Consider the following 24,642-nt stretch of genomic DNA (forward strand, 5'->3'; position numbering starts at 1 on the left):
ACGATGGTGGCCGCCTACAAAATAAACCGGCTCAGATCGGCGTTCTTGGCGAGGTCGCCGACATGCTTGGTCACGTAGTCGGCGTCGACCTGGATGGTCTCGCCATGGCGGTCGGGGGCGGTGAAGGAGATGTCGTCCAGCACCCGCTCCATCACGGTCTGCAGCCGCCGCGCGCCGATGTTCTCGACGGTGGAATTGACCGCGACCGCAACGTCGGCCAGCGCGTCGATCGCGCCGTCGGTGATGTCGAGCGTCACGCCCTCGGTCTTCATCAGCGCCACATATTGCTTGATCAGCGACGCCTCCGGCTCGGTCAGAATCCGGCGCATGTCGTCGCGGGTCAGCGCCTGCAGCTCGACGCGGATCGGCAGGCGGCCTTGCAATTCGGGCAGCAGGTCCGACGGCTTGGCGATATGGAAGGCGCCCGAGGCGATGAACAGGATGTGGTCGGTCTTGACCGCGCCGTGCTTGGTCGAGACCGTGGTGCCCTCGATCAGCGGCAGCAGGTCGCGCTGCACGCCCTCGCGGGAGACGTCGCCGCCGGCGCGGTTCTCGCGCACGCAGATCTTGTCGATCTCGTCGAGGAAGACGATGCCGTTGTTCTCGACCGCGCTGATCGCCTCCTGCACCAGCTGATCGGTGTCGAGCAGCTTGTCGGATTCCTCGTTGACGAGGATCTCGTGCGAGCCTTCCACGGTCAGCCGGCGCGTCTTGCTGCGGCCGCCCATCTTGCCGAAGATGTCGCCGAGCGAGATCGCGCCCATCTGGGCGCCGGGCATGCCGGGGATTTCGAACATTGGCATGCCGCTATTGCCGGACAGCGTCTCGATCTCGATTTCCTTGTCGTTGAGCTCGCCGGCGCGCAGCTTCTTGCGGAACGACTCGCGCGTCGCGGGGCTCGATCCGGGGCCGACCAGCGCATCCAGCACCCGCTCCTCGGCGGCAAGCTGGGCACGGGCCTGGACGTCCTTGCGCTTGCGCTCGCGGGTCTGCGCGATCGCGACTTCGACGAGATCGCGGACGATCTGCTCGACGTCGCGGCCGACATAGCCGACCTCGGTGAACTTGGTGGCTTCGACCTTGAGGAACGGCGCGCCGGCGAGCTTGGCCAGCCGCCGCGCGATCTCGGTCTTGCCGACGCCGGTCGGCCCGATCATCAGGATGTTCTTGGGCAGAACCTCCTCGCGCAGGGAACCGGCAAGCTGCAGCCGCCGCCAGCGGTTGCGCAAGGCGATCGACACCGCGCGCTTGGCGTCGGCCTGGCCAACGATGAAGCGGTCAAGCTCGGAAACGATTTCACGGGGGGAGAAGTCGGTCATTGGCTCTAGCTAGGTTGAAATCGCGCTCTCGGCAAGCGGCAGGCCGCCCAAGCATGATCCGGAAAGGTGGGCACCGGTTTTCCGGCAAGATCATGCCCTAAAGGATCGGCGGCCCGGCCTGCCACTGCCTGATCGCCTCGAATGGGTGGATCAGCATGATGATATTCAGTGTCAGATTGTCGCGAATGTGGAGCAGCATCACGATTTCGAACACAACGCCGAGCCCGATCGTTGCCGCGATTGCAAGCTTGCGCGCCAGCAGGAAGCCGAGAACCATCGCCAGCGTGTCCGACACCGAATTGACGATGGTGTCGCCATAATAATCGAGCGAGATCGTGCCGGCGCGATAGCGCTCGATGATCCAGTTGGAGTTCTCGACGATCTCCCAGCTGCCCTCGATCAGCATCGCGACAATCAGCCGCCCCGGCCAGGCGAGCCGCGGCAGCAGGAGGAAAGTCAGCCCATAGAACAGCAGGCCGTGCACGATGTGCGACAGCGTATACCAGTCGGCGATGTGCTGCGAATTCTCCGAGCTCTGAACCGTACCGTGCCAAAGCTTGACATAGCCGCAGGCGCAGATCGGCAAGCGGCCCATCGCGTACAGCAGGGCTGCTTGCAGCGCGAGCAGCGCGGCCGCGATCGCGGACCATTGCCACGCTGAAACGCCGGCTGCGGATTTGGGTACGGGTGTCATTCGTCACGGATCATCAGCAGCGCCCGCCCGTCGGGCGTATCGACCATTCCGGCCTCTCGAAAGCCTGCTTTCGCATAGGCACGCACCGCCCGCGCATTGGCCGGATCGGGATCGGTGACGATGCGCGGCGCGCCCTGCGCCAGCCGTTGCTCGGCAAAGGCACGGATCAGCGCCGAGCCGTGGCCGCCAGCCACCATGTCCGGTTCGCCGATGAAGAGATCGATGCCGCGAGTCCCCTCCGGCTGGGCGCCGAAGCCGGCATTCCAGGCCGTCAGGTCGTAGCACTGGATGTAGCCGAAATCGGACGCATCGGTTGCGACGATGAACTGATCCATTGCGGGCTCGTTGAGGTCACCACTCACGAGCGCGTATTGCTCGGCCGGATCGCCCCACCATTCCCGGACATGCGGCAACGCCAGCCAGCGCTTGATCTGCGGCAGATCGGCCGTCGTCATGGGGCGGAAATGATAGGGGGCGGCCATGCTCAGCCGCCGATCGTCTCGATCGTCACGTTGCGGTTGGTGTAGACGCAGATATCGGCGGCGATATCCAGGGCGCGGCGGACGATGGTCTCGGCATCCTTGTCGGTATCGACCAGTGCGCGGGCCGCGGCGAGGGCGTAATTGCCGCCGGAGCCGATCGCCATGACGCCGGATTCGGGCTCAAGCACGTCGCCGGTGCCGGTCAGCACCAGGGAGACGTCCTTGTCGGCTACGATCATCATGGCCTCCAGCCGGCGCAGATAGCGGTCGGTCCGCCAGTCCTTGGCGAGCTCGACGGCCGCCCGGGTCAGCTGCCCCGGATATTGCTCCAGCTTGCTTTCCAGTCGCTCGAACAGGGTGAAGGCGTCGGCGGTGGCGCCGGCGAAACCGCCGATCACGTCGCCCTTGCCGATCCGGCGAACCTTCCTGGCGTTGGCCTTGATCACGGTCTGGCCGATCGAGACCTGGCCGTCGCCGCCGATCACCACCTTGCCGCCCTTGCGGACCGTGCAGATCGTGGTGCCATGCCAAACCGGCAGCTCATTTTGGGATGCTTGCATAGGTTACCTCTCTTCCGGGCAGATTTAGGCGGTCGGGCAGGGGGTTACAATCGGGCGATTTGACAAGGAATTTAGGTCACCATGGCCCGAAGTTGGGCCATTTCGGGGTCATCCCGCAGTAGCGAAGGTGACATCAGCCTGTTAAAAGACCGGCGTTTTCGGCACGGGAAAGCTTAATCTTCATGCGCACGGCAACCATCAAGCGCAAGACCAAGGAGACCGACATCGAGGTGACGGTCAACCTCGACGGAGCGGGCGTATCCACGGTTTCGACCGGGATCGGCTTCTTCGATCATATGCTCGACCTCCTGGCCCGGCATTCGCGCATCGACATCACGGTGAAGGCGGATGGCGACCTCCATGTCGATTACCACCACACCACCGAAGACGTCGGTATCGCGCTCGGGCAGGCCGTCAAGCAGGCGCTCGGCAACATGGCCGGCATCACCCGCTACGCCTCGATCCACATGCCGATGGACGAGACGCTGTCGCGTGTCGTGATCGATATTTCCGGCCGCCCGGTGCTGGTGTTCAAGGTCGATTTCCCGCGCGACAAGATCGGCGAGTTCGACACCGAGCTGGTGCGCGAATGGTTCAACGCCTTCGCGATGAACGCCGGCGTGACTCTCCACGTCGAGACCCTATATGGCGAGAACAGCCATCATATCTCCGAATCCTGCTTCAAGGGTTTGGCGAGGGCGCTGCGGACCGCGGTTGCGATCGATCCGCGTGCCCAGGGCGAGGTGCCCTCGACCAAGGGTCAGCTCGGCGGCTGATCCCGGGAGCATGATGCGGAAACGGTCGTAACCGGCTTTCCGAAGGATCGTGCTCTCAACAAGAATTCATCGTCGGCGGAGCGTTCGATGCCGGTCTATACAGTGCATGCCCCCGTGGCCAGCGGCGCCGATCTTGCGGCGGCCGACAAATTCGTCTTCGTGCGCGACGGCTTCCGTTTCTGGGCCGCGGTTGCCGGCGTGGTGTGGCTGGCCTGGAACAGGCTCTGGCTGGCGCTGATCGGCTGGCTCGTCCTCACCTTCGTGATCGACTATGCGCTGACCAAGCTTGGTATCGGGCGCGGCGGGATCTTTCTCGTCGACCTGGTGCTGATGGTGCTGCTCGGGCTCGAGGCCGCGACCCTGCAGCGCTGGACGCTGTCGCGGCGCAAATGGCGCCTGATCGATCTCGTGGTCGCTGACAACGCGGATGCCGCCGAGCGCCGCTTTTTCGAGCGCTGGACCGCACGGCATCGCGGCGTCGTCAATGATCAGCGGTCGGTCGATCGCGGCGGCCCGCCGCCGACACGGGACGTTCCCGGTCAATCATTCTCAAAGCCCCCACCGATGCCGCAGGGCGGCATCATCGGATTGTTTCCAGAGCCAGGAGGATCGCGATGACCGTTGCAATCATCGATTATGGCTCCGGCAATCTGCATTCGGCGGCCAAGGCCTTTGAGCGCGCCGCGCGCAGCTTGGAGGATCCGCAGGCCATCAAGGTGACGCGCGATCCCGACGCGGTGTACCGCGCCGATCGGATCGTGCTGCCGGGTGTCGGTGCGTTCGCCGATTGCCGCCGCGGTGTCGACGCGGTCGACGGCATGCTGGAAGCGCTCACCGAGGCGGTGCGGGTCAAGGCGCGGCCGTTCTTCGGCATCTGCGTCGGCATGCAGCTGATGGCGACGCGCGGCAAGGAGCACGTCATCACCGAGGGCTTCGACTGGATCGGCGGCGATGTCGTCAAGATCGAGCCGCGCGACGAGGGCCTGAAGGTCCCGCACATGGGCTGGAATACGCTCGACATGGTGCGCGAGCACCCGGTGCTGGAGCGGCTGCCGCTCGGGCCGAAGGGGCGTCACGCCTATTTCGTGCACTCCTATCACCTCGACGCCGCCAACGAGGCGGACGTGCTGGCGCGCGCCGACTATGGCGGGCCGGTGACCGCGATCGTGGCCAAGGACACCGCTGTCGGTACCCAGTTTCATCCCGAGAAGAGCCAGCGTTTCGGCCTCGCCCTGATCTCCAATTTCTTGAAGTGGAAGCCGTGATCCTTTTTCCAGCGGTTGATCTGAAGAACGGCCAGTGCGTGCGCCTGGAGCAAGGCGACATGGCGCGCGCCACCGTGTTCAATCTCGATCCGGCGGCGCAGGCGGCAAGCTTCGCCGCACAGGGTTTCGAATATCTCCACGTCGTCGATCTCGACGGCGCCTTCGCCGGCAAGCCGATGAATGCGCATGCGGTCGAGGCGATGCTGAAGGCCGTCAACATGCCGGTGCAGCTCGGCGGCGGCATCCGCGACCTCACAACCATCGAGGCCTGGCTCGACAAGGGCATCACGCGCGTCATCATCGGCACCGCGGCGGTGCGCGATCCCGAGCTCGTGAAGGGCGCGGCGAAAAAATTCCCAGGCCGGGTGGCGGTGGGCCTCGATGCGCGCGACGGCAAGGTCGCGGTCGAGGGCTGGGCCGAGACCTCGCATGTGACCGCGCTCGAGATCGCGCAGCGCTTCGAGGACGCCGGCGTCGCCGCGATCATCTTTACCGACATCGCCCGCGATGGCCTGCTCAAGGGCCTCAACCTCGATGCCACCATCGGGCCTCGCCGACCGCATCTCGATTCCGGTGATCGCCTCCGGCGGCTTCGCCTCGATCGACGACGTCAAGGCGCTGCTGGAGCCGCGCGCCAAAAAGCTCGCTGGTGCGATCGTCGGCCGCGCGCTCTATGACGGGCGGCTCGATCCCGCCGCCGCCCTCAAGCTGATCCGCAGCGCAGCCTAGGAGGAGATCATGTTCAAGGTTCGCGTGATCCCCTGTCTCGACGTCAAGGACGGGCGCGTGGTCAAGGGCGTCAACTTCGTCGATCTGCGCGACGCCGGCGATCCGGTCGAAGCCGCGATCGCCTATGACGCCGCCGGCGCCGACGAGCTCACCTTCCTCGACATCACCGCCACCCATGAAAACCGCGGCATCATGCTCGACGTGGTGCGGCGAACGGCCGAGGCCTGCTTCATGCCGCTGACGGTCGGCGGCGGCGTCCGCACCGTCGACGACATCAAGACGCTGCTGCGCTCCGGCGCCGACAAGGTCTCGATCAATTCGGCGGCGGTCAGCCGGCGCGAATTCGTCAAGGAAGCCGCCGAGAAGTATGGCGAGCAATGCGTCGTGGTCGCGATCGACGCCAAGCGGGTCAAGCGCGCCGGCGGCTCGGACCGCTGGGAGATCTTTACCCATGGTGGACGTAATGCCACCGGCATCGATGCCATCGAATATGCCCAGGAGGTCGTCGCGCTCGGCGCCGGTGAAATCCTGCTGACCTCGATGGACCGGGACGGCACGCGGCAAGGGTTTGACCTGCCGCTGACCCGGGCGATCGCGGACAGTGTCCCCGTACCGGTCGTCGCGTCCGGCGGCGTCGGCAATCTCGATCATCTGGTCGACGGCGTTCGCGAGGGGCACGCCACCGGCGTGCTCGCAGCCTCGATCTTCCACTTCGGGGAATTTACCATCCGCCAGGCCAAGGATCACATGGTGCGTGCCGGCCTGCCGATGCGCCTCGATCCCTAGAGCATGGTCTGGAAACAGAGTGGTCTGGGACTCCTTGTCACAAAATGCTAAGTCCCCACCTAGGGGATGGCACCGTCTGGTGCTGTTGCGCATGCTTGAGTTGAGTTGATGTCGCGTTTCACGGTCCACGATTTGGCCGCCACCATCGACGCCCGTGCTGCAACGGGCGGCGAGGCGTCCTACACCCGCAAGCTGCTCGACAAGGGCGCAGAGCACTGCGCCAAGAAACTGGGTGAGGAAGCGGTCGAGACCGTGATCGCTGCGGTCGAGAATGATCGCGATCATCTCATCGCGGAAAGTGCTGATCTCGTGTTTCACCTGCTGGTCCTGTTGAAATCACGCGGCGTGAAGCTGGAGGACGTCGAGGCCGCGCTGGAGAAGCGCACCGCGATGTCGGGACTGGAAGAGAAGGCGTCGCGCAAGCGCGACTAGCGCAAATGATCGAGCGCATCGAGAAGGGCGGCCTCATGGACATCCGGGCACCAGATCAGCAGTACAACCCCTACCGCGTCTTCACGCGCCAGCAATGGTCGCATCTGCGCGACGATACGCCGATGACGCTCGAGCCGGGCGAATTCGACCGCCTGCGTTCGATGCACGACCGCCTCGATTTGCAGGAGGTCGAGGACATCTACCTGCCGCTGTCGCGGCTGCTCTCCATCTATGTCGATGCGACCCAGCGGCTGTATTACTCGCAGCGCCAGTTCCTTAATATCCGCGATCGCAAGATGCCCTACATTATCGGCGTCGCCGGCTCGGTTGCGGTCGGCAAGTCGACCACCGCCCGCGTGCTGCAGGCGCTGCTGGCGCGCTGGTCTCCGCGGCCGAAGGTCGATCTGATCACGACCGACGGTTTCCTGTTTCCAAATGCCGTGCTCGAGCGGCAGGGCATCATGCAGAAGAAGGGCTTTCCGGAGAGCTACGATCTGCCGACGCTGTTGTCGTTCCTCAGCGACATCAAGGCGGGACGGCGTCGCGTGCGCGCCCCTGTCTATTCGCATCTGACCTATGACATCGTGCCGAACAAATGGGTCGAGATCGATCAGCCCGACATCCTGATTGTCGAGGGTGTCAACGTGCTGCAGACCGGGCGGCTGCCGCGTGACGGCAAGGCGGTGCCGTTCGTCTCCGATTTCTTCGATTTCTCGGTCTATATCGACGCCGATGAGGCTGTGCTGCGGCAGTGGTACATCACGCGCTTCCTGGCGCTGCGAGACACCGCATTCACCGATCCGAGGTCCTACTTCCACCGCTACGCGCCATTGTCGGACGAGGAAGCGACCGCGACCGCGATCGCGATCTGGGAGCGCACCAACCTCGCCAATCTCGAGGACAACATCCTGCCGACCCGCCCGCGCGCGACGCTGATCCTGAAGAAGGGCGCCGACCACGTGGTGCAGACGGTGGCGCTGCGGCGGCTGTAGGCGTTAAGCGGCTAAGGCAGCCACATAACAGCTGTCGTCCTCGCGAACGCGGGGACCCATAACCACGAGTGCGCCGTAATTTGCAGGGCTGTGGCCGCAGCAGGTCACCAAAACTAAATTCGGTGGTTATATGGGTCCCTGCTTTCGCAGGGACGACACTGAGTTTGTGGTGACTACGCCGCGATATGCCGCGCGGCGGCGAGGCCCGCGAGCGCTTCTTCCAGCTTCTCGCGGTCGAGCGGCTTGATCAGGAAGCCATCCATGCCGGCCTCGAAACAGGCATAGCGGTCTTCCACCAGCGTATTGGCGGTCAGCGCCAGGATCGGGGTCCGGCGGATGGACTGCCCGGTCTCATGGCTTCGGATCTGTTTGGTGGTCTCGATGCCGTTGAGGCGCGGCATCTGGATGTCCATCAGCACGAGGTCATACGGCGTGCCGGCCGACGTCGCCGAGAGCCAGGATTCCATCGCCTGCTCGCCATTGGTGGTGATGACCACGTTGTGGCCGAGCCGGGTGAGCAGCGAACGCATCAGCAGCGCGTTGATCTCATTGTCCTCGGCGACCAGGATGGAGAGAGCCCTGTCCGCCGTCGCGCCTGCCGCCGCAGTGGGTGCGGATTCCGCGGCCGCCTCGATTGCGGGGCCTGGTGTCGGCATCGCGAGGCTGGGAGCCGCGATTTCGGGCTGCGCGGTCAGGCGGGCGGCGAGCGAGGCTGCGCGCAGCGGCTTGACCAGATAGCCGGTGAACATCGCGGTCTCGGCAGCCGAAAGCTCCTGCCGCGTCGCCGGCGTGAACATCACGATGCGATGGGTTGCATGGATGCGGGCGGCGCTGGCGAACGCCTCCATCGCCGCGGTGCCGAGCGTGTGGTCGATCAGCGCCGCGTGCCAGCTCCGTTCCGGCAGCAACGCCTCGGCGACATTGGCATCCGACACGATGCAGGTCTGCGCGCCCCAGCGCTGCAGCCGCCGCGAAATCAGCGAGGCCTCGATGCTGTGCGGCGCGACCAGCATGATCGACTGGCCGGCGAGATCGGGTGCGGTGAAGCTGTTGGCTTCACCAATGTCGGCCGCGGTCAGCGGGATCGAGACCTCGAAGGTCGAGCCGGCGCCCGGCGTGCTCGCCAGCGTGATGCGGCCGCCCATCCGCTTGACGATGCGGTCGCTGATCGAAAGCCCGAGGCCGGTGCCGCCATAACTGCGCGCGATGCGATCGTCGGCCTGCTCGAACTCACGGAAGATGCGCTGCTGCGCCTCCGGCGCGATGCCGATGCCGGTGTCGCGGACCAGGAAGCTGATCTCGTGCGGCCAGAGGCCGGGCTCGACGATCAGCGCCACGCCGCCGCTCGCGGTGAACTTGATGGCGTTGCCGGCGAGATTGAGCAGCACCTGGCGCAGCCGCGCGGCATCGCCGGCCACTTGCAGCGGCAGCCGCTCGTCGACATAGGCAGCGATCTCGATGCCCTTGGTCTGCGCGCGCGGCGCCAGCAGCTCGGTGATTTCCTCGATCAGGCCGGACAGCGCGAAGGGCCGGTGTTCGAGGTCGATCTTGCCGGCCTCGATCTTGGAATAGTCGAGCAGCTCCTCGATCAGCGCGAGCAGCGCGTCGCCTGACGTCTTGACCGCCTTGACGTAGGTCGTCTGCTCCGGCGTCAGCTGGGTATCCATCAGCAGTCCGCTCATGCCGATGATGCCGTTCAGCGGCGTGCGGATCTCGTGGCTGGCCATCGCCAGGAAGCGCGACTTGGCACGGTTGGCAGCGTCGGCCTGATCGCGGGCCTCAGTCAGCGCGCGCTCGCTCTCGGTGCGGTCGGTGACGTCGCGGCCGACGCTCTGCATCTCCGCCGGCGCACCGGCATCGTTGCGCACGAGGCCCTCGCGCCAGGCGATCCAACGCGGCCCGAGCGGTCCCGCGACCTTCTGGTCGTAGACACGGGTGCCGCTGGGCTCGAGCGCGGTCTCGCCCTGCTCCAGCACTGTCAGCGTGGCGGTGCTGTCGATCAGATTGTCGCGCGAGACCTGCGCCAGTTCGCAATAGGCGTCGTTGGCGTAGGTGATCCGTCCTTCGAGGTCGCGCAGCACGATCAAATCGCCCTGCGCCTCGAACAGCTTGCCGGCCCGCTGTTCGGCCTCTTGGAGTTCCCAGTTGCGGTCGGCCATCGCCTCGTTGTGCATGGCGACGGTGCGCAACCGCTTGCGCATCAGCCGCAGGCGGATGCCGAGCGTCACGATCCACAGACAGGCCAGCGCGAACAGGAAGCTGACCCCGATCGCGAATGAATTGGGATCGTAGCCGCTGTGCGGCGAGAGGGCGCCCGAGATGAATCCGAATGCGCCGCCGAACGCGACCGAGAAGATCGTGAACGAGCGGACGATCGTCGCGACCCAGGAATGGCGGCGCAGGAAGCGGCGAAAGCGTAACTTGATCCGGAAGAAACGCCCCATCAATGGTGGCCCTGAAATGGCTTGGTCTGGCAATGACGATGCGTCGGTCACCTTGCAAAGTGCTTGAGCTTGATGGCCGTTTCGCGTTGCCCTCGGAACAGGGTTAGCGCGAGGTTAACTCCGCCATGACCCGGCCGTGAAAGCGCGTGTCGGGTTTGACCGATGCCGCCTCCAGGCGGCGATGTCCGCCGCGGGCACTGACGATCAGCGCCGCGGCATCGCGCGCCGAAAACGTCCTGGACTGCACGAAGACGCGGTAATCGGACGGCCCATCGTCACGGGACAGATAGATCACCGGACCGTTTGCCGACGGATCGCTCGAAATCCCGATCAGCTGCGGCGTGACGTTGCTCTCGCACGCCCCGGCCTCGGCATCGTCGATGTCGTCGATCACGGTGAAGTCGGCGGTGTCCGCGCTGTCGGCAATCTGGACCAGGACGGTCGCAAGGCTCGGGTCGTCGGTGAAGCTGACGTGAAGCTGCGCCTGCCACGGCACCGCTGCGATCTGCATCGTGGCGCCGCCGACATCGATGCAGGGCCGGGGGCCCGGCAGGAATTCAGCGCGGGCAAATATCGCGGCCACAGCAAGCGGCACCACCGAGGCCAGCATTTTCATACGCAACATGACACAACTCGCTCGACCCAAGCTCCCGCGGATCGCGGTGCTTATGGTTTGCGGAGCGTAAATGAGAGTGGTTACTGCGGCGTTGACGCGACGAGCGTCGGTTGCAAAACACGAGGCGTCACGCCGCGCGCCGCAAATCGTCGGCCAATGCACGATAGGATAGCGCCTCGGCAAGGTGCAGCCGGCCGATCGTCTCAGCGCCGTCGAGATCGGCGAGCGTGCGCGCCACGCGCAGCACGCGGTGATAGCCGCGCGCGGTGAGATGCATGGTGTCGGCGGCCTCGCGGAGCAGCTTCTGCCCATGCGCGTCGGGCTGCGCGATGGTCTCGAGCAGCGAGCTCGGCGCTTCCGCATTGGTGCGGACATGCGGCATGCCGGCCGCCGCGTAACGCGCAAGCTGGATGTCGCGCGCGGCCGCGACGCGTCGGGCGACCTCGGCCGAGCCCTCCGCCGGCGGCGGCAGGATCAAATCCGCCGCGGTCACGGCCGGCACCTCGATCCTGAGATCGATGCGATCCATCAGCGGGCCGGAGATCCGCATCTGGTAGTCGGCGGTGCAGCGGTCGAGCCGGCCGCGCTTGCAGGAATAGCCGGGCTCATAGGCGTGGCCGCAGCGGCACGGGTTCATCGCGGCGACCAACATGAAGCGCGCCGGATAGGTGACGCGGTGGTTGGCCCGGCTGACCGAGACCTCGCCGTTCTCCAGCGGCTGGCGCAGCGAATCCAGCACGCGCGGATCGAACTCCGGCAGCTCGTCGAGGAACAGCACGCCTTGATGCGCCAGCGAGATCTCGCCGGGCCTGGCGCGCATGCCGCCGCCGGTCAACGCCGCCATGCTGGCGGAATGGTGCGGGCTGCGGAACGGGCGCCGCGCGGTCAGCGCGCCGTCGCGGATCTCGCCGGCGACGGAAGCGATCATCGAGACTTCGAGCAGCTCCGACGGCGACAGCGGTGGCAGGATCGAGGGCAGCCGCGCCGCCAGCATCGACTTGCCGGCACCGGGCGAGCCGATCATCAACAAATGATGCCCGCCGGCGGCCGCGATCTCGAGCGCGCGCTTGGCGCTTTCCTGGCCCTTGATGTCGCGCAAATCGAGCAGCGCTTCCTCGCGCGCCTCGTTCTGGTCTTGCACTTTCGGCTGCGGCCGTGACAGCACCTGCGTGCCCTTGAAGTGGTTGGCGATCTGGATCAGCGACTGCGCCGCGATGATCTGGATGTCGGGGCTCGCCCAGGCGGCCTCCGAGCCGCAGGCGGCCGGGCAGATCAATCCCTCGTCGCGCGAATTGGCGCCGATCGCGGCCGGCAGCACACCGGCCACCGGCGCGATCGAGCCGTCGAGCCCGAGTTCGCCGAGCACGGTGAAGCCGCCGAGTGCATCCGGCGGAATCGCCCCGATCGCGGCCATCAGGCCGAGCGCAATCGGCAGGTCGTAATGGCTGCCTTCCTTGGGCAGGTCGGCCGGCGCGAGGTTGACGGTGATGCGGCGGGCCGGAAGCGCCAGACCGGAGGCGATCAGTGCCGAACGCACCCGCTCCCGCGCCTCCGACACCGCCTTGTCGGGTAGGCCGACGATCGCGAATGCCGGCAGCCCCGGCGCGACCTGCACCTGCACGTCGACCGCGCGGGCCTCGATCCCCTCGAATGCGACGGTGGAAACGCGCTGAACCATGCTGCCCCTGTTTCTCGCCACCCAAGGTAGCGGAGCGGGCCGCTTAGCGCAAGAACATTAAGAGAACATCCGGGGACGACGCGCGCCGTCCCCGGATGATCAGCCGGTCACAGCGTCATCTGCATCGGCTCGGGATAGTAATGGAAGCCCTCGCCAGCCTTGGCGACGTGGCCATAGCCCGGCCAGGCGAAGTGATAGGACATGACGGCCGTCTTGTTCGCGGCCAGCATCTCCAGCATCTTGACCCGCGACGCTGCCGCCTGCTTCGGATCGGTGTCGTAGGAGAATTCCATCCGCGGCCGCTCCAAGAGCAGCACCGCGTGGTGCGAGAGATCGCCGAGGAAAGCGAAGGATTTGCCGCCCGAGGTCACCATGAAGATGGTGTGGCCCACGGTATGGCCGGGGGCTGCGAGCGCGGTCACGCCGGGCAGGAATTCCTGGCCGTCCTTGAAGAACACGATGCGGTCGCGCACCGGCAGCAGGTTCTTGCGGGCGTGCACGACAAAGTCCTTTAACGGACTGCCCATCTTGCCTTCGTCGGTCCAGAAATCGAGGTCGCTTTGCGCGATGTAGTACTGCGCATTCGGGAATAGCGGCTTGTCGTCGGCGCCGACGATGCCGCCGATATGATCGATATGCGCGTGCGACAGCACGACGGCGTCGATGTCCTCCGGCTTGATGCCGGCTTCCTGCATGCTCTTCTGCTGCCGGCCGGTGGTCGGACCGAACGCCTTCGAGGTGCCCATGCCGGTATCGAACAGGATCAGCCTGTCGCCCATGTTGACGATCGGTGAATTCTGCTCGAGCACGACATTGTCGGGCGAGAGGAAGTTGTCGGAGAGCATCTTCTTGACTTCTTCCTTCGGCACGCCCGTGAAGGTGCCGGAGGGATCGCCGAGCGGAAGGGGCCCGTCGGAGACGACGGTCACTTCGGCGTCGCCGAGTTCGAAGCGGTGCCAATAGGGAGTCTGTGTGCCGAGTTTCGGCGCGCGCGCCTGTGCGGTGCCGCCGAGCAGTGTGCTGGCGCCGAGACCGGCACCGAGCGCGAGCAAGGATCGTCGTGAGACATTGAGCGTCATAACGTCTTCCTCCCAATTTTTATGAATTTGTCGCGTTGTGCCCGCGCGTTGACCCGCCGCTTGACCTGACGCAGGCAAGAGGATGCTGCCCGCGCCCGCGCAAGCTGGCAAGTAGAATAAGGCGAACGCAGGCGCGACCGAGCCCTGGCTAAAGCGCGATGAGATCGGGATCGATTGTCAGCGCGCTTTAGCTCATTGTTTGAGCATGATCTTTTTCGGAAAACCGCTTCGCACTTTTCCGGATCATGCTTCTAGATTTCAGCCAGCCTGTGCGGCGCACAAAGAAGGATGATTATTTCGCGGCGCGCTTCTTCTCGATGGTATCCCAGATCATCGCCGCGACATCGGGGCCGTTGAGCCGCTGAATGGCGCGGATGCCGGTCGGCGAAGTGACGTTGATCTCGGTCAAATTGCCGTCGATCACGTCGAGGCCGACGAACATCAGACCAAGCTCGCGCAACGCGGGCCCGACAGTGGCGCAGATTTCGCGCTCGCGATCCGACAGCTCGGTCGCCTTGGCCGCGCCGCCGCGCACCATGTTGGAGCGCAGATCGTCCGCCGCCGGCACGCGGTTGACGGCGCCGGCGAATTCGCCGTCGACCAGGATGATGCGCTTGTCGCCATGCTTCACCTCGGGAAGGAAGCGCTGGATCACCCAGGGTTCCTTGAAGGTGACCGAAAACATGTCGAATAGCGAGCCGAAATTCATGTCCTGCGGCATCACGCGGAACACGGCGGCGCCGCCATGGCCGTGCAACGGTTTCATGACCACGGCGCCGTGCTGATCGCGGAAGGAGTTGATCTCGTCGAGGTCGCGCGAGATCAGGGTCGGCGGCATCAGCTGCGGGAAGTTCATCACGAACAGCTTTTCCGGCGCGTTGCGCACGCTGGCCGGGTCGTTGACGACCAGGGTGTTCGGATGAATGCGCTCGAGGAAATGCGTCGAGGTGATGTAGGCGAGGTCGAACGGCGGGTCCTGGCGCAGCAACACGACGTCGAAGCCGTTGAGCGCCTCGCGCTTCGGCTCGCCCAGCGTGAAGTGATCGCCGAGCTCGTCGCGCACGGTGAGCGGCTGCACCGGTGCCACCAGCTCCTCGCCGCGCAGCGACAACTTATCGGGCGTGTAGTAGGAAATGCCGTGGCCGCGCTTCTGCGCCTCGAGCAGCAGCGCAAAGGTCGAATCGCCGCGGATGTTGATGCGCGCGATGGGATCCATCTGGACGGCGATCTTCAATGTCATAGGTGTGTCCCGCGAGATCTTGAGGATAGGTTCTATGGGCTTGCGTCGAATGCCGCTAACAGATGGCGCGGCAGGCTCTTCGGCGCAATCAGCACGGCGTCGAATCTGAGGTCAAATTCGGCGTGTTCGGGATGCGCCATCAGCCACGCCTGGGCGGCATTGATAATGCGCAGCTGCTGGCGCGGCGTCACCGCATAGGCGGCCTCATCGAGGCTGGCCCGGGCCTTGACCTCGACGAAGGCCAGCAAATTGCGCCGGCGCACCACCAGGTCGATCTCGCCATAGGGCGTGCGGAAGCGCCGCGCCAGGATGCGATAGCCCTTGGCGATCAGAAGCGCCGCGGCACGGCTTTCGGCCGAGATGCCGGTGCGGAATGCGGCGACGCGCTCGGGCGAGGCGCTGTCAGTCTTGGCACTATCAGTCTTGGCCTCAGTCTTGGCGTTATCAGGCTTGGCCATCGCCGTCCCCGATGGTCTTCGCAAGCTCGAGCGCGCGGGCATAGACCTCGCGGCGCGGCCGGCCCGACAGCTCGACCGCGTGGGCGACCGCGTCCTTGACGCTGCCCCGCGCGAGCTGCGCGCGCAGGAGATCGTCGAGCGAAGTCTCGTCCATCACCCCGGCATCGTCGGCCGGCGGCCCGATCACCAGCACGAACTCGCCCCGGGTCTCCAGCGCATCCACGCCTGCCGCGAGCTCTGCGACCGGCGCGCGCTTGACCTCCTCGTGCAGCTTGGTCAGCTCGCGGCAGATCGCGGCATCACGTCCGGCCATGATTGCAGCCAGGTCGCGTAGCGTGTCCTGCACGCGATTGCCTGACTCGAACATCACCAGCGTCGCGTCGATCCGGGCAAGCTCAGTGAGCCGCGCGCGCCGCGCGTGCTCCTTGGTCGGCAGAAATCCCTCGAAGAAGAACCGGTCGGTCGGCAGCGCCGCCACCGACAGTGCCGTCAGCACCGACGATGGCCCGGGCACCGCGATGACGGCATGGCCGGCGGCGCAGACCTCGCGCACCAGCTTGAAGCCGGGGTCTGAGATCAGCGGCGTGCCGGCGTCGGAGACCAGCGCGATCGCGGCGCCCTGCGCCAGCCGTTCCAGGATCTTGGGCCGGGCCTGGGCGGCATTGTGCTCGTGGTAGAGCGCAAGCTCCGCCGTGATCGCGTAACGCTCGGTCAGCCGGCGCGTAATCCTGGTGTCCTCGCAGGCGATGACGTCGACGCCGGCCAGCGTCTCCAGCGCGCGCAGGGTGATGTCGGCGAGATTGCCGATCGGGGTCGCGACCAGATGGAGCCCGGGCCTGGCCCTGGGCGCGGGCAACTGCTGGCCGCCGATCGAAAAACTTCTGGCCGCAACGCCTGCCGTGGCATCCGAATGGTGGAGGGAACTGGCTTTTGCGCGCATAATGCCAATCTAGAGGGACGGCGACGCTTCCGCCATCCGCAAACGGCGGCGGAGAGGCCGTTGCCAGGGAAGGAAATGAAGGCCGCGGCAACGGCGCCGCGCGGCCATAATCCTTTTGTTTTAGTTAACTATTCGCCGACAATATGCCCAAATCCCCCCGCCTCATCAGAGCTGGATGGAGTCCTGGCCGATCCTGGTCGGTCAAGAGAAGAGAGACGATGGCAGGCCCGCATCACCGCAACTCCTCGCCGTCGGGCACGACCCGACGAACCGCGCTTGGTCTGCTCGTGGGCGCGCCGTTGCTGACGGCCTGTTCCGGTATCCAGCAGAGCTTGAGCCAATTCTCCAGCGGCAGCCCGGACGCCGGTCCTGCCGGCCCGCAGCAGCAGCCGCAGGCGGTTGGCACCGGCCAGGTCAAAATTGGATTGATTCTGCCACTGTCGGCGGCCGGCAATGCCGGGCTCGCCGCGCAGTCGATGCGCAATGCCGCCGAAATGGCGCTGGCGGAATTCCAGAACCCGAACATCCAGCTTCTGATCAAGGATGATGGCGGCAGCCCGCAGGGCGCGTCGCAGGGTGCCCAGCAGGCGCTGGCCGAAGGCGCCGAGATCATTCTGGGACCGCTGTTCGCGGGCTCGGTGCCGGCCGTCGCGCAACTGACCCGGCCGCGCGGCACTTCGGTGATCGCCTTCTCGACCGATTCGAGCGTGGCCGGCCGCGGCGTCTATCTGCTGAGCTTCCTGCCGGAGTCCGACATCAACCGCATCGTCGACTATTCGGCCGGAATCGGAAAACGCTCGTTCGCCGCGATGGTGCCGGACAACGCCTATGGCAATGTGGTCGAGGCCGCATTCAAGCAGGCGGTCGGCCGCAAGAACGGCCGCGTCGTCGCCTTCGAGAAGTATGGTGCCGACCGCGCAACGCCGGCGCGGACCGTGGCGCAGGCGCTTGGCCAAGCCGATGCGCTGCTGATCGCCGATGACGGCGATTCGGTGGTCGCGACCGCCGATGCGCTGACCGCGGCAGGCGCCAATCTGCGCAACATCCAGCTGCTCGGCACCGGGCTGTGGGACAATCCGCGGGTGTTCGCGAGCCCCGTCCTGCAAGGCGGCCTCTATGCCGCGCCCGATCCGTCCGGCTTCCGCAGCTTCGCCGGCCGTTACCGCACCAAATATGGCGGCGAGCCGGTACGCACTGCAACGCTGGCCTATGACGCCGTGGCGCTGATGGCGGCGCTGGCGCGCACCCAGGGCGCGCAGCGCTTTGCGCCGGAGACGCTGACCAACCCGTCGGGCTTTGCCGGTATCGACGGCCTGTTCCGCTTCCGCTCCGACGGCACCAATGAGCGGGGCCTTGCGGTCATGAAGGTGGCGTCCGGCGGCAGCACGCCGGTCGCAGGCTCGCCGAAGAGCTTTGGCGCCTAGATCGGTCGGGCACTGGCCTGAAATCGCCTTGAAGCGCCCGCCAGCTCCTTTGCATGGGGTTGTTTTCGATATTTAGGCGGCGAGATCCGCCACAACGGCGTCGAGCACCGGGAATCCCGCCTTCGTCACGCGCAGCCGTCCGTCGGCATCGACGGCGATCGCGCCCTCCTCGCGCAGCAGGGCGATCCGGTGCGGATCGAGCTTTCGGCCGGAGAGTTGCGCATAGCGTTTGGGATCGATGCCCTCGGCGAGCCGCAGCCCCATCAGCAGGAATTCGTCGGCGCGTTCTTCGCTGTTGAGGCTGTCGTCGCTGACGACGCCATGCCCGCGCTCCTCGACATTCAATAGCCAGGCCTCGGGACGCCGCTCGGTCGCGGTCGCGTGCCTGATGCCATCGATGTCGAGCCGGCCATGCGCGCCGGGGCCGATGCCGGCATATTCCTCGCCGCGCCAGTAGACGAGGTTGTGCTTGCACTCCGCCCCGGTGCGGGCGTGGTTGGAGATTTCATAGGCCGGCAATCCCTCGCGGGCGCAGACCTCCTGCGTCACGTCGTAGAGCGCGCGCGCGGTCGCTTCATCCGGGGTCTGCAATTTGCCGGCGGCATGCAGCCCGAAGAACGGCGTGCCTTCCTCGATGGTGAGCTGATACAGCGACAGATGCTCGGCCGCTTCCGAGATCGCCTGCTTCAACTCGTCCGCCCACATCCGCGGCGTCTGGTCGGGGCGGGCATAGATCAGATCGAACGAGTAACGGTCGAACGCGGAGCGTGCGATCGCAACCGCGTCGAGCGCCTCGCGCGCGCTGTGCAGGCGGCCCAATGCTTTGAGCGATGCATCATCCAGCGCCTGCACGCCGAGCGAGACGCGGTTGACGCCGGCTGAGCGATAGCCGCGAAAGCGCGTCGCCTCGACGCTGGTCGGATTGGCCTCCAGCGTGACCTCGACGTCGCGCGAGACCTGCCAATGCTTGCCGATCGCATCGAGCACGGCGCCGACGGTCTGCGGCTGCATCAGCGACGGTGTGCCGCCGCCGAGGAAGATCGAGCTGACCTCGCGCCCGGGCACCCGCGCGGCCGTGGTCTCGATCTCGCGGGCGAAGGCGCGCACGAAGCGCGCCTCGTCGACCGGTGCATGGCGCACGTGGCTGTTGAAATCGCAATACGGGCATTTCGACAGGCAGAACGGCCAGTGCACGTAGACGCCGAAGGCTGCTCGGTCAGCGTGGCTCAAGGCAGATCTCCGCGAGCTTCACGAAGGCGCGGGCGCGGTGCGACAGGCCGAGCCCGAGCGGCGGCAGGCCGTGCTTCTCGATGCTGGTCATCTCGCCAAAGGTTCGCGTGTAGCCGTCCGGCAGGAATGCCGGATCATAGCCGAAGCCGGCGGTGCCGCGCGGCGGCCAAACCAGGGTTCCATCGACGCGGGCCTCGACCTCTTCGAGGTGATTGTCCGGCCAGGCCACGCACAGTGCGGAGACGAAATGCGCTCTTCGGCGCGCGGGCGCGGTGGCGCCGCGCTCCTGCAACAGCCGCTCGATCCGCGTCATCGCCGCCATGAAGTCCTTGCCCTCGCCAGCCCAGCGCGCCGAGTAGATCCCGGGCGCGCCATCGAGCGCATCGACCACGAGGCCGGAATCGTCGGCGAAGGCCGGCAGTCCGGTCGCCTTGGCCGCCGCGATCGACTTGATCGCGGCATTGGCGCGAAAACTGTCGCCGGTCTCCTCGGGCTCGGCGAGGCCGAGCTCGCCGGCCGACACCGCCTCCACGCCATGCGGGGCCAGCAATTCCCGCATCTCGGCAAGCTTGCCGGGATTATGGGTGGCGATCACGAGCCTTCCGGTGATTCGGCGATGCATGGCCAATCTGACTACGCCACCGCGATCTTTTGCAAGTCGACCAGACGCGCGACACCTTTGCGCGCCAGCGCCATCAGGGCCAGGAATTCGTCCTGGGTGAACGGCGTCTTCTCCGCGGTGCCCTGCACCTCGATGATGCGACCGTCGCCGGTCATGACGAAATTGGCGTCGGTTTCGGCCTCGGAATCCTCGGCATAGTCGAGATCGAGCACCGGCGTACCCTGGTAAATGCCGCAGGAGATCGCCGCCACATTGTCGCGCAACACGTTGCTCTTCAGCATGTTGCGGGTCTTCATCCAGTTGATGCAGTCGGCCAGTGCCACCCAGGCACCGGTGATCGAGGCGGTGCGGGTGCCGCCATCGGCCTGGATGACGTCGCAATCGACCGTGATCTGGCGCTCGCCCAGCGCCTCGAGATCGATGGCGGCGCGCAGCGAGCGGCCGATCAGCCGCTGGATCTCGACGGTGCGGCCGCCCTGCTTGCCGGCGGAGGCCTCGCGGCGGGTGCGTTCCAGGGTGGCGCGCGGCAGCATGCCGTATTCGGCGGTGACCCAGCCACGGCCTTGGCCCTTCAGCCACGGCGGCAAGCGCTCTTCCAGCGTGGCGGTCACCAGCACATGGGTGTCGCCGAACTTCACCATGCAGGAACCCTCGGCATATTTGACGACGCCGCGTTCCAGCGACACGGGACGCAGTTCATCGGGCGCACGGCGGCTTGGCCGCATGAAGTCCTCCAGAAATCCGAGAAAATTGGCTGGGCGTGCTTGTAGGAGGGGGAAGGGGCAGCGGCAAGGGTTTTGGCAAGGGTTTTCGACCCAGTATCGCCCCGGTATCAAGAGGTCGAATGCGCGCTTGTCACCGGCCTTTGGGATCGACAAATTAGGCAGTAATTGTGAGGGACTGGAGTGTGACTCACCACGATCCAATCGGCCTGATCGCGCCGCATGCCGGGCTTGCCCAGCTCAACGAGCGTTCGCGCGACATTTTTCGTCAAATCGTCGAAAGCTACCTCGCGACCGGCGAGCCGGTCGGCTCGCGCAACATCTCGCGCCTGATCGCATTACCGCTGTCGCCGGCCTCGGTCCGCAATGTGATGTCGGATCTCGAGCAGCTCGGCCTGATCTATGCGCCGCACACCTCGGCGGGCCGGTTGCCGACCGAACTCGGCCTGCGCTTCTTCGTCGACGCCCTGATGCAGGTCGGCGACCTCACCGAGGCCGAGCGTCAATCGATCCAGACCCAGCTCGCCGCGGTCGGCCGGGCGCAGTCCGTCGAGGCCGCGCTCGGCGAAGCGTTGACGCGGCTGTCAGGGCTGACCCGCGCCGCGGCGGTGGTGCTGACGCCGAAGTCGAATGCGCGGCTGAAGCACATCGAATTCGTCCGGCTGGAACCGGAGAAGGCGCTGGTCGTGCTGGTCGGCGAAGACGGCCAGGTCGAAAACCGGGTGCTGGCGCTGCCGCCGGGTGTTCCATCCTCGGCACTGACGGAGGCGACCAATTTCCTCAATGCGCGGATCCGCGGCCGCACGCTGGCTGAGGCGCGGCTCGAGCTCGAGACCGCATTGACGCAGAACCGCGCCGAGCTCGATCAGCTCACGCAAAAGGTCGTCGCCGCCGGCATCGCGAGCTGGTCCGGCGGCGAGAGCGAGGACCGCCAGCTGATCGTGCGCGGTCATGCCAATCTGCTCGAGGATCTGCATGCGCTGGACGATCTCGAGCGCATCAAGTCGCTGTTCGACGATCTCGAGACCAAGCGCGGCGTGATCGATCTGCTCGGCCGCGCCGAGCGCGGCGAGGGCGTGCGGATCTTCATCGGCTCGGAGAACAAGCTATTCTCGCTGTCAGGTTCCTCGACCATCATCGCGCCCTATGGCGACGCCCAGGGCCGGATCGTCGGCGTGCTCGGCGTGATCGGGCCGACGCGGCTGAACTATGCGCGGGTGATCCCGACCGTCGATTATGCCGCGCGCATCGTCAGCAAGATGCTGGGCGGCTGATGGATGCGGATTTCGTTTTCATTTGACGGGTTGTCTTCGCCGAGGTCGGAGGTCCCTGTTCCCGAAACCGGTATGTTGCGCTTGATTTTCGCCGCCTAAAGCACGATATCCCGGGCAGCAATCCCCAAGATTTGAACCGACGCGAGTTTTCGAGAAGGCACGCCATGACCGATCCGAACCGGGCCAACGACAACACCGAGAATTCGGCGCCGACGGGTGAGCCCGTGGTCTCGAAGCCCTACATCATGCCGGACGATCCCGAGGTCGGGTCGGCGGAGGCGCTGACCAAAGAACTCGCCGAGGCGAAGGATCGCACGCTGCGCACGCTGGCCGAGATGGAGAATCTCCGGCAGCGCACGCGCCGCGAGGTGGCCGACGCCAAGACCTATGGCATCACTGGCTTTGCCCGCGATGTGCTCGATATCGCCGACAATCTGCAGCGCGCGCTCGATGCGGTGCCGGCCGAGACCAAGGAAACCGCCGATCCCGGCCTGAAGGCACTGCTCGAAGGCGTCGAGCTGACCGAGCGTTCGCTGCTCAACGCGCTGGAAAAGAACGGCGTGAAGAAGTTCGATCCGATCGGCGAGAAGTTCGATCCGAACTTCCAGCAGGCGATGTTCGAGGTGCCTGATGCGTCGGTGCCGTCGGGCACCGTGGTGCAGGTCGTGCAGGCCGGCTACATGATCGGCGAGCGCATCCTGCGTCCGGCACTGGTCGGCGTCTCCAAGGGCGGTGCCAAGCCCGCCCCGAGCGCCGACATCACGGTCTGAGCCGAAGGACTTCTGCGCCTTACGCGATATCCGACGACTGGATGCGCTTGACGCCGGCCTTGGCCATGTCGTCCCAGGCCTTGGCCAGCGATCCCTGCGTGTCGATGCCGCGGCAGGCGTCCTCCACCACGTAGGTTTCGAAGCCGGCCTTGCGCGCATCGAGCGCGGTCCATGCCACGCAGAAATCGGTGGCAAGCCCGGCCACGAAGAGCCGCTCGACGTTGCGTGCCTTCAGATAGGCGGCGAGCCCCGTTGTGGTCTTGCCGTCAGCCTCGGTGAAGGCGGAGTAGCTGTCGACGTCCTTGTGAAAGCCCTTGCGGATGATCAGCTCGGCCTGCGGGATCGCGAGCTCCTTCGACAGCGAGGCGCCGTCGGTGCCCTGCACGCAGTGGTCGGGCCACAGCACCTGCTTGCCATAGGCGAGGTCGATGACCTCGAACGGTTTCTTGCCTTCATGGACCGAGGCAAACGAGACGTGTCCGGGCGTGTGCCAGTCCTGCGTCATCACCACATTGGCAAAGCTCTTGGCGATCCTGTTGATGACCGGCACCACCTGCTCGCCGTCCTTCACCGCGAGGCTGCCGCCGGGCAGGAAGCAGTTCTGGACGTCGATCACGAGCAGTGCAGAGCCGTCGTCGGGCTTGATCGCAGCCGCCCAGAGGCTCTTGGGAACCAGGCTCGCGAGCGCCATCGCGCCAAGGCCTGCAACGATCCGTCGTCGATCCAACATCGTGCCCCTCCTCGCTTTGTGTGATTACAGCGCGAGGAGGCTAGTTCCGTTCGGCGACCTGCGGAAGTCCGAATCTTCGCGAAGACCGGATCAGCCGCGCGGCTGGATGCCGTCGCGCACCGCGCGGAAGCGCGGGAAGGCGGTCTCCCAGTCGGTGCGCGGCGAGCTGCCGATGACGCGCATCGACGTTTGCGCGCCGAACCGCAGCCACTGCACGATGGTCACCGGGGTGTTGTCCTTGCCGCTGACGGCGTCGATCCGGGTCTCGAAGCCGGGCTGGCCGTCGATCCGGATCGGCTCGGACATGGTGATCCGCCCGTCGCGCACGCCGGGGATCGTGGTGGCGATCTGCTGGGCGAAACGGCCGCGATCGTCTGGCGTGGCCGGGGCCGAGCCGATGATGCCGAGCAGCATGAACGGCTTGGTCTCGAGACCCTTCTCGTCGCCGTCGGCGATCAATAGCGCCGCGCCCGGCGCCAACATGCGGACATTCTTGAAACCTGAGAGTTCGCTGACCTTGAACGGCATCATGCCGAGCTGCTCGTCGACCGGCACCTCATTGCGGATCTGGGCGGTGGCGAACATCTGCCGCACCGCGTCGTCGGTGTAGATCTTGCTCGCATTCTCCGGCACCTGCACCGCGACATAGCCGGAGAAGGTCGGCCCCGGCAGGATCATGGAATAGCGCCGCACATTGCTGGCGCCGTCGCGCGCGCTCTCCACGGTGTAATAGGCGAGGCCGGCCGGCGTCTCGAGGCTTTCGGGCTTGATGTTTCCGGTGCCGGCGGGGTTGGTCTTGAAAGCGGTCACGACCTCGTTGTAGGCGTCCGCGGGCAGGTCGGCGATCAGGACCTTGACGCCCTGGTCTTCGGTCTCGAAGCCGATGAACGACTTGGCGCGGACGAGGCCCACCAGTGGTTTCATCCCGACATGTGCGCCCGGCGGAAACACCACGTCGGCGGCAGAGCCACGACAGGTGGCGGCAATCAGCAAGGCAACCGCAACGAGAACTCGAAAAGGCGTCATGGGGAATCTACCGGTTTTGCTTGAGGGCCGCGCAACGGGGCCGGTGCAGGGCTGGATGGCCTCTTTCAGTCGGACCGCTTTTAGCGGTTTTGATGACCCTGCAACAGGCCACCAAATCTCCGCTCCGGGCCCGCAGGCCCGATTCCATGGGCTTTTCGCCCTGATCGGCAGGCACTTTCCAGTTTCCCGACGTTTCCAAGAATGGAGGCCAGCGGCCAAACGGCGCGCCCTCGACCCGTGCGCGGCTCTCGCATACGACGTTTGTGAGCGTTCACTCAACAGCGCAGACGTCGCGTTACGGAGATTCGCGGCCGATGGCGGGGGCATCATTGCCGATTTGTTAACTTGGCCGGC

25 protein-coding genes and 1 pseudogene are annotated in these 24,642 nt (G+C 65.8%); 10 read left to right on the top strand and 16 right to left on the bottom strand.

Annotated features, from left to right (window positions below; all coding sequences use genetic code 11):
- Window positions 1-14: 14 nt before the first annotated feature.
- The 4 genes from hslU to hslV all read right to left on the bottom strand — a co-directional run bounded on the left by hslU (window position 15) and on the right by hslV (window position 3,055).
- Complete coding sequence (gene hslU / locus ACVMB0_RS08130) at window positions 15-1,319, bottom strand: ATP-dependent protease ATPase subunit HslU (protein WP_461345877.1); 1,305 nt, start codon at window positions 1,317-1,319, stop codon at window positions 15-17.
- 97 nt (window positions 1,320-1,416) lie between these two features.
- Window positions 1,417-2,013 (bottom strand): DUF2585 domain-containing protein, encoded by a 597-nt coding sequence (locus ACVMB0_RS08135; RefSeq protein ID WP_461345878.1) that lies wholly within the window; start codon window positions 2,011-2,013, stop codon window positions 1,417-1,419.
- A complete protein-coding gene (locus tag ACVMB0_RS08140; RefSeq protein WP_461345879.1) occupies window positions 2,010-2,495 on the bottom strand; it encodes a GNAT family N-acetyltransferase in 486 nt (161 codons plus the stop codon). Before ACVMB0_RS08140 ends, ACVMB0_RS08135 begins: the two co-directional genes overlap by 4 nt.
- Window positions 2,496-2,497: 2 nt before the next feature.
- The gene (gene hslV, locus ACVMB0_RS08145) at window positions 2,498-3,055 is read right to left on the bottom strand and encodes an ATP-dependent protease subunit HslV (protein ID WP_244068959.1); all 558 of its coding nucleotides are present in this window, start codon (window positions 3,053-3,055) and stop codon (window positions 2,498-2,500) included.
- A gap of 182 nt (window positions 3,056-3,237) precedes the next feature.
- On the opposite strand from hslV, the gene hisB reads away from it, so the two are divergent.
- The 7 genes and pseudogenes from hisB (at window position 3,238) to coaA (ending at window position 8,035) form a co-directional block, all read left to right on the top strand.
- Window positions 3,238-3,831, top strand: coding sequence for an imidazoleglycerol-phosphate dehydratase HisB (gene hisB / locus ACVMB0_RS08150; protein ID WP_163157286.1), 594 nt, complete (start codon window positions 3,238-3,240; stop codon window positions 3,829-3,831).
- 87 nt (window positions 3,832-3,918) lie between these two features.
- Window positions 3,919-4,449 carry a DUF2628 domain-containing protein gene (locus tag ACVMB0_RS08155; RefSeq protein ID WP_461345880.1) on the top strand — a complete coding sequence of 177 codons (531 nt, stop codon included), beginning with the start codon at window positions 3,919-3,921 and terminating at the stop codon, window positions 4,447-4,449.
- Window positions 4,446-5,096, top strand: a complete 651-nt coding sequence (gene hisH, locus ACVMB0_RS08160; protein ID WP_461345881.1) for an imidazole glycerol phosphate synthase subunit HisH — start codon at window positions 4,446-4,448, stop codon at window positions 5,094-5,096. The genes ACVMB0_RS08155 and hisH overlap by 4 nt, the downstream gene beginning before the upstream one ends.
- Window positions 5,093-5,825, top strand: a pseudogene (gene hisA / locus ACVMB0_RS08165) (1-(5-phosphoribosyl)-5-[(5-phosphoribosylamino)methylideneamino]imidazole-4-carboxamide isomerase). The gene hisH and the pseudogene hisA overlap by 4 nt, the downstream one beginning before the upstream one ends.
- 9 nt (window positions 5,826-5,834) lie before the next feature.
- A complete protein-coding gene (hisF, locus tag ACVMB0_RS08170) occupies window positions 5,835-6,611 on the top strand; it encodes an imidazole glycerol phosphate synthase subunit HisF (RefSeq protein WP_461345882.1) in 777 nt (258 codons plus the stop codon).
- A 108-nt stretch (window positions 6,612-6,719) separates the two neighbouring features.
- Window positions 6,720-7,043, top strand: a complete 324-nt coding sequence (locus ACVMB0_RS08175; RefSeq protein WP_461345883.1) for a phosphoribosyl-ATP diphosphatase — start codon at window positions 6,720-6,722, stop codon at window positions 7,041-7,043.
- Between the two features lie 35 nt (window positions 7,044-7,078).
- On the top strand, window positions 7,079-8,035 hold the full coding sequence (coaA, locus tag ACVMB0_RS08180; RefSeq protein WP_456756367.1) for a type I pantothenate kinase: 957 nt from the start codon (window positions 7,079-7,081) through the stop codon (window positions 8,033-8,035).
- Window positions 8,036-8,208: 173 nt separating this feature from the next.
- Here coaA and ACVMB0_RS08185 read toward each other — a convergent pair whose 3' ends face one another.
- The 7 genes from ACVMB0_RS08185 to rsmI all read right to left on the bottom strand — a co-directional run bounded on the left by ACVMB0_RS08185 (window position 8,209) and on the right by rsmI (window position 16,490).
- Window positions 8,209-10,479: a response regulator gene (locus ACVMB0_RS08185; RefSeq protein WP_461345884.1), complete on the bottom strand. Its 2,271-nt coding sequence runs from the start codon at window positions 10,477-10,479 to the stop codon at window positions 8,209-8,211.
- Between the two features lie 103 nt (window positions 10,480-10,582).
- Window positions 10,583-11,104, bottom strand: a complete 522-nt coding sequence (locus ACVMB0_RS08190) for a hypothetical protein (RefSeq protein WP_461345885.1) — start codon at window positions 11,102-11,104, stop codon at window positions 10,583-10,585.
- Between the two features lie 118 nt (window positions 11,105-11,222).
- The gene (locus ACVMB0_RS08195) at window positions 11,223-12,773 is read right to left on the bottom strand and encodes a YifB family Mg chelatase-like AAA ATPase (protein WP_461345886.1); all 1,551 of its coding nucleotides are present in this window, start codon (window positions 12,771-12,773) and stop codon (window positions 11,223-11,225) included.
- Between the two features lie 107 nt (window positions 12,774-12,880).
- Window positions 12,881-13,852: an MBL fold metallo-hydrolase gene (locus ACVMB0_RS08200; RefSeq protein ID WP_461345887.1), complete on the bottom strand. Its 972-nt coding sequence runs from the start codon at window positions 13,850-13,852 to the stop codon at window positions 12,881-12,883.
- Window positions 13,853-14,144: 292 nt separating this feature from the next.
- Complete coding sequence (gene gshB, locus ACVMB0_RS08205; RefSeq protein WP_461345888.1) at window positions 14,145-15,092, bottom strand: glutathione synthase; 948 nt, start codon at window positions 15,090-15,092, stop codon at window positions 14,145-14,147.
- 32 nt (window positions 15,093-15,124) lie between these two features.
- Window positions 15,125-15,550 carry a YraN family protein gene (locus tag ACVMB0_RS08210; RefSeq protein ID WP_461345889.1) on the bottom strand — a complete coding sequence of 142 codons (426 nt, stop codon included), beginning with the start codon at window positions 15,548-15,550 and terminating at the stop codon, window positions 15,125-15,127.
- Entirely contained in the window at window positions 15,537-16,490 is a 954-nt protein-coding gene (gene rsmI, locus ACVMB0_RS08215; protein ID WP_456751327.1) for a 16S rRNA (cytidine(1402)-2'-O)-methyltransferase, read from the bottom strand. Before rsmI ends, ACVMB0_RS08210 begins: the two co-directional genes overlap by 14 nt.
- Window positions 16,491-16,708: 218 nt before the next feature.
- Here rsmI and ACVMB0_RS08220 point away from each other — a divergent pair, with 218 nt between their 5' ends.
- Entirely contained in the window at window positions 16,709-17,914 is a 1,206-nt protein-coding gene (locus ACVMB0_RS08220; protein WP_461345890.1) for a penicillin-binding protein activator, read from the top strand.
- Between the two features lie 72 nt (window positions 17,915-17,986).
- Here the strand turns inward: ACVMB0_RS08220 and hemW are convergent, their stop codons facing one another.
- From hemW to rph, 3 genes are read right to left on the bottom strand one after another with little or no spacing between them, the layout of a single operon-like run.
- A complete protein-coding gene (hemW, locus tag ACVMB0_RS08225; protein ID WP_461345891.1) occupies window positions 17,987-19,144 on the bottom strand; it encodes a radical SAM family heme chaperone HemW in 1,158 nt (385 codons plus the stop codon).
- The gene (gene rdgB, locus ACVMB0_RS08230; protein WP_456751324.1) at window positions 19,131-19,766 is read right to left on the bottom strand and encodes an RdgB/HAM1 family non-canonical purine NTP pyrophosphatase; all 636 of its coding nucleotides are present in this window, start codon (window positions 19,764-19,766) and stop codon (window positions 19,131-19,133) included. Before rdgB ends, hemW begins: the two co-directional genes overlap by 14 nt.
- An 11-nt stretch (window positions 19,767-19,777) precedes the next feature.
- Window positions 19,778-20,491, bottom strand: coding sequence for a ribonuclease PH (rph, locus tag ACVMB0_RS08235; protein ID WP_456751323.1), 714 nt, complete (start codon window positions 20,489-20,491; stop codon window positions 19,778-19,780).
- A 182-nt stretch (window positions 20,492-20,673) separates the two neighbouring features.
- Here rph and hrcA point away from each other — a divergent pair, with 182 nt between their 5' ends.
- A complete protein-coding gene (gene hrcA / locus ACVMB0_RS08240) occupies window positions 20,674-21,762 on the top strand; it encodes a heat-inducible transcriptional repressor HrcA (RefSeq protein ID WP_461345892.1) in 1,089 nt (362 codons plus the stop codon).
- Window positions 21,763-21,926: 164 nt separating this feature from the next.
- Window positions 21,927-22,532 (top strand): nucleotide exchange factor GrpE, encoded by a 606-nt coding sequence (gene grpE / locus ACVMB0_RS08245; RefSeq protein ID WP_461345893.1) that lies wholly within the window; start codon window positions 21,927-21,929, stop codon window positions 22,530-22,532.
- A gap of 19 nt (window positions 22,533-22,551) precedes the next feature.
- On the opposite strand, the gene pncA is transcribed toward grpE, so the two are convergent.
- Both pncA and ACVMB0_RS08255 read right to left on the bottom strand, forming a co-directional pair.
- A complete protein-coding gene (gene pncA, locus ACVMB0_RS08250; protein WP_456751321.1) occupies window positions 22,552-23,262 on the bottom strand; it encodes a bifunctional nicotinamidase/pyrazinamidase in 711 nt (236 codons plus the stop codon).
- Between the two features lie 90 nt (window positions 23,263-23,352).
- A complete protein-coding gene (locus ACVMB0_RS08255; RefSeq protein WP_456751320.1) occupies window positions 23,353-24,288 on the bottom strand; it encodes a hypothetical protein in 936 nt (311 codons plus the stop codon).
- Window positions 24,289-24,642: the final 354 nt, after the last annotated feature.

It is taken from the genome of Bradyrhizobium sp. USDA 4451 (assembly GCF_054822585.1).

Bases quoted from the DNA above. Each gene is read 5' to 3' on its own strand.
- hslU (WP_461345877.1), bottom strand. From the start codon at position 1,319: ATGACCGACTTCTCCCCCCGTGAAATCGTTTCCGAGCTTGACCGCTTC.
- hslV (WP_244068959.1), bottom strand. From the start codon at position 3,055: ATGCAAGCATCCCAAAATGAGCTGCCGGTTTGGCATGGCACCACGATC.
- hisH (WP_461345881.1), top strand. From the start codon at position 4,446: ATGACCGTTGCAATCATCGATTATGGCTCCGGCAATCTGCATTCGGCG.
- coaA (WP_456756367.1), top strand. From the start codon at position 7,079: ATGGACATCCGGGCACCAGATCAGCAGTACAACCCCTACCGCGTCTTC.
- ACVMB0_RS08190 (WP_461345885.1), bottom strand. From the start codon at position 11,104: ATGTTGCGTATGAAAATGCTGGCCTCGGTGGTGCCGCTTGCTGTGGCC.
- hisB (WP_163157286.1), top strand. From the start codon at position 3,238: ATGCGCACGGCAACCATCAAGCGCAAGACCAAGGAGACCGACATCGAG.
- ACVMB0_RS08195 (WP_461345886.1), bottom strand. From the start codon at position 12,773: ATGGTTCAGCGCGTTTCCACCGTCGCATTCGAGGGGATCGAGGCCCGC.
- ACVMB0_RS08200 (WP_461345887.1), bottom strand. From the start codon at position 13,852: ATGACGCTCAATGTCTCACGACGATCCTTGCTCGCGCTCGGTGCCGGT.
- ACVMB0_RS08210 (WP_461345889.1), bottom strand. From the start codon at position 15,550: ATGGCCAAGCCTGATAACGCCAAGACTGAGGCCAAGACTGATAGTGCC.
- ACVMB0_RS08185 (WP_461345884.1), bottom strand. From the start codon at position 10,479: ATGGGGCGTTTCTTCCGGATCAAGTTACGCTTTCGCCGCTTCCTGCGC.
- rsmI (WP_456751327.1), bottom strand. From the start codon at position 16,490: ATGCGCGCAAAAGCCAGTTCCCTCCACCATTCGGATGCCACGGCAGGC.
- ACVMB0_RS08175 (WP_461345883.1), top strand. From the start codon at position 6,720: ATGTCGCGTTTCACGGTCCACGATTTGGCCGCCACCATCGACGCCCGT.
- ACVMB0_RS08255 (WP_456751320.1), bottom strand. From the start codon at position 24,288: ATGACGCCTTTTCGAGTTCTCGTTGCGGTTGCCTTGCTGATTGCCGCC.
- rdgB (WP_456751324.1), bottom strand. From the start codon at position 19,766: ATGCATCGCCGAATCACCGGAAGGCTCGTGATCGCCACCCATAATCCC.
- rph (WP_456751323.1), bottom strand. From the start codon at position 20,491: ATGCGGCCAAGCCGCCGTGCGCCCGATGAACTGCGTCCCGTGTCGCTG.
- gshB (WP_461345888.1), bottom strand. From the start codon at position 15,092: ATGACATTGAAGATCGCCGTCCAGATGGATCCCATCGCGCGCATCAAC.
- hisF (WP_461345882.1), top strand. From the start codon at position 5,835: ATGTTCAAGGTTCGCGTGATCCCCTGTCTCGACGTCAAGGACGGGCGC.
- ACVMB0_RS08155 (WP_461345880.1), top strand. From the start codon at position 3,919: ATGCCGGTCTATACAGTGCATGCCCCCGTGGCCAGCGGCGCCGATCTT.
- grpE (WP_461345893.1), top strand. From the start codon at position 21,927: ATGACCGATCCGAACCGGGCCAACGACAACACCGAGAATTCGGCGCCG.
- ACVMB0_RS08220 (WP_461345890.1), top strand. From the start codon at position 16,709: ATGGCAGGCCCGCATCACCGCAACTCCTCGCCGTCGGGCACGACCCGA.
- ACVMB0_RS08140 (WP_461345879.1), bottom strand. From the start codon at position 2,495: ATGGCCGCCCCCTATCATTTCCGCCCCATGACGACGGCCGATCTGCCG.
- ACVMB0_RS08135 (WP_461345878.1), bottom strand. From the start codon at position 2,013: ATGACACCCGTACCCAAATCCGCAGCCGGCGTTTCAGCGTGGCAATGG.
- pncA (WP_456751321.1), bottom strand. From the start codon at position 23,262: ATGTTGGATCGACGACGGATCGTTGCAGGCCTTGGCGCGATGGCGCTC.